Origin of the sequence: Streptomyces sp. P9(2023), assembly GCF_032436795.1 — a bacterium.
Taxonomy (GTDB): Bacteria; Actinomycetota; Actinomycetes; order Streptomycetales; family Streptomycetaceae; genus Streptomyces.
In genome coordinates, this window is the sequence record NZ_JAUPWM010000260.1 from 1 (window position 1) to 341 (window position 341).

General features: G+C 47.5%; 1 protein-coding gene. It reads right to left on the minus strand.

Going from position 1 to position 341, the window contains the following annotated elements; all coding sequences use genetic code 11:
- On the minus strand, positions 1-183 hold a 183-nt coding region (locus tag Q5762_RS37575; RefSeq protein ID WP_315896800.1), incomplete at its 3' end, for a hypothetical protein.
- Positions 184-341 lie beyond the last annotated feature (158 nt).

The following is a 341-nucleotide window of genomic DNA, read 5'->3' on the forward strand; positions in this document are numbered from 1 at the left end:
GCCATGCCCGATAGTGGAAGCATACTGAATTGCTGTAGCGCGTACCTGCATATCTTCAGACAGTTCTGCAAGAAGGCCATGAGCGAAGTCTACGAGCATTTCACGCTCTGCTTCAGACGGTGTGTAAACACCGTTGTCGCCGTAATAGACGTACTCGCTTGTGTATTCGTTGATCTTGTCCATTAGTGAACCATTCCAAGAAAACGCATGGCTTCCATGTAGGTCATGCCATGATGAAACTGAAGGATACGGATTGCTTCTCCTGATGAGATGTTCCGTAAGTGATAGTCAGACCTGACTTGCTGCTTCGTCAAAAGAGTGTTCCTTGATCGGAACCATCG